At 32.1% G+C, this 2,490-nt stretch carries 2 protein-coding genes; both read left to right on the top strand.

Features of this window, described 5'->3' with window-relative positions:
• Nucleotides 1-1,071: 1,071 nt before the first annotated feature.
• Nucleotides 1,072-1,278 carry a hypothetical protein gene (locus tag ACIQXU_RS20915; protein WP_402992128.1) on the top strand — a complete coding sequence of 69 codons (207 nt, stop codon included), beginning with the start codon at nucleotides 1,072-1,074 and terminating at the stop codon, nucleotides 1,276-1,278.
• Between the two features lie 32 nt (nucleotides 1,279-1,310).
• Entirely contained in the window at nucleotides 1,311-1,844 is a 534-nt protein-coding gene (locus tag ACIQXU_RS20920; RefSeq protein ID WP_402992130.1) for a hypothetical protein, read from the top strand.
• The last annotated feature ends 646 nt before the right edge of the window (nucleotides 1,845-2,490 follow it).

Consider the following 2,490-nt stretch of genomic DNA (forward strand, 5'->3'; position numbering starts at 1 on the left):
AAATGTTTGACTTGCTCATTTTGCTTTTTTATAGTGTGTGCTCACTCAAAATTTACGTTGGCGCTTTGTTTTGTTCAGTTTTCAAAGAGCAATTTATCTCGTTGTTCGTTAGAACAACTTGTTTATTCATCATAACAAACTATCGTTTAGTTGTCAACTTCTACGAAGTTTTTAACTTATTTTTAATCGCTGTTTTTTTCAGCGACCATTTCATCTTATCATTTTCTTCATAAGAAGTCAATAGTTTTTATTGTGTCATTTCTTCTAGCCATTCAGCTAAAAGCAATGAAGTTTTGCGTTTGTTTTCTTAGTGCTTATTTATATTAATCCTTTTCAGTTTCAAAGTCAACACATTTAAGTGAAATACCTTATTATAATTTATTAGGATAATAATGTTCCTCCTCCATTGGATAACAAGTACCACTGACAGTACTCTTTAAGGGAAGGATTATCCCTCCACTCTTCATTTTTACACAATAAGCTTTCAATGTTAATCAAGGACAATTATTACTTTCTACCATAAAGGGATAGCCTTTTAAATAAGGAGCAAATAATTTCTATATAGAGCCTTATCAGATATTACACACCACTCTTGTTACTCTTGCAGAAATCATTCTAATATCACAATTATGAAACAAGTAAGCTGACATGAGTCTATATTAATATTAAAGGTCCATATCTAAGGTTAATGGAGAATCCCCTTATTGAACTTATGATAGAGAGCAACACCAGGGGCGTAAATGAAACGAGTTCTCCTAATGTGAATGCTTAATATCCTTACACTCTGATTATACAGCTTAACTTATTAAGCGAATTTAAGTTACTTCTAACTCAAATATAACTCTTAAAAAAGTCAGAGGGCATTACCCATTTACATGATACGGTGAAATTAATAACAAACGGTTCGTATTATGTTATAGACTGTGTTAAAGATAAGGGTTGATTTTCGTAAGGGAATGTCGTTTGTGAAATGTTACGCTTAAACTAACGAGGCAGTTTAGTTGAAGAAGGAGGACTTTTTATTAACTTAAAGAATAATAAATATTTTAGATCTATTAAGGGGGATTGTATATGCAATTAACAGACCCTACAACTTTTACAGAATGGGTGCAGCCACATTCGATAGAATGGTATAAACAACTTAGTGACATTCAGGGTAAATACATATATTCTTGGAATCCTACACTTACAGAGCCTAACGGAGAATCAATATTTGATAAAGAAGTAACTAAAATCACAGTTGGAAGGAAAGTATTGGATGTGGACACGGCGAGCTAACAAATGAATGTGGCTCGGTAGCAAAAGAAATAATAGGGTTTGATGTAACAGAAAAGTTCTTACAAGTTAGGCTAAAAGATAAAAAACCAAATGTATCTTTTGTTTTAGGAAATATAAAAAATGGATTGCTTTTTGAAATGGATGAATTTGATTGTGCATACATAAGGAAAGGTCCTACATCCGCATATCCATACCTTAAGAAAGTTATAAAAAGTGGTGGCAAAATAATTGGTCTCCATCCTGGAGATGAGACAAATAAAGAATTACCCCTTTTATTTCCTAACCTCTTTGATTCTTCAATAGGAACTCCAATCTTAAATCTCATTAATCATAGAATTAATATTAGTAAGTTCTCTCATTCTAAGATTGAAGCAATAAATAGTACAGAGTATATTCACTCCCCATTGGATGTTTTAAAATTACGTTGTTTCGGTCAACACCCTTCCATTTATGAAACTTTAAAAGAAAAAAACTTGTATGAAGTATCTAAGATTTTCGAGCAAAATGCCACAAAAGATGGCTTACCTATAACATTTTCTTGTTATATAGTTCGAGCAACTGTTTAATATTTTCTTTTCTGCTTCTTATAGAACTAGCAGGGGCTTTAAAGTTATAAGTCCTGGAGTTGATCTTTTTTTAGAAAATCTAAAAGGAGCTAATCTAATAGCCAGTTTTATTGACTATTACGCGCAGCTCCTCTCAATTCATTATTTTAATCTTAAATTCCAATCAGGAAGATTTTGAGTTAGGTCTTTGAAATCTATAATTAATATCATGTGGAATAGAGCGTTATAAATTACTGTTTATATGCTCATTACTTTCATTATTGAGTCTACCTTCATTAATAAAAAATAACCCGCAGTATAAGGGGTACAGATAATATTTAATTTGTTACGTAATATAGACCATCGTTTATAAAAAACACAGCACTTTAAATATGAGAATAAGGTTTTTTTAATATATGAGTGTGTAGAAAGGGATAAAACTTTGGAAGTCCCCTCCACCTTATAACGTAATTTGTAAAACTATTGCTAAAATAAGATATGAAGTTAATTCTTTATTTATAGGTAAAGCTCTTTCCCTCTACAAAAGTAACCCATGTTCCATTTTTATTGAGAACACAAAAAAGGCCAGCCTAGTGGCTGACCTTGAAATGGCTTGGCGGCGTCCTACTCTCACAGGGGGAAACCCCCAACTACCATCGGCGCTGAA

This window comes from Peribacillus sp. NPDC097284, from assembly GCF_044761765.1.
Lineage (GTDB): Bacteria > Bacillota > Bacilli > Bacillales > DSM-1321 > Peribacillus.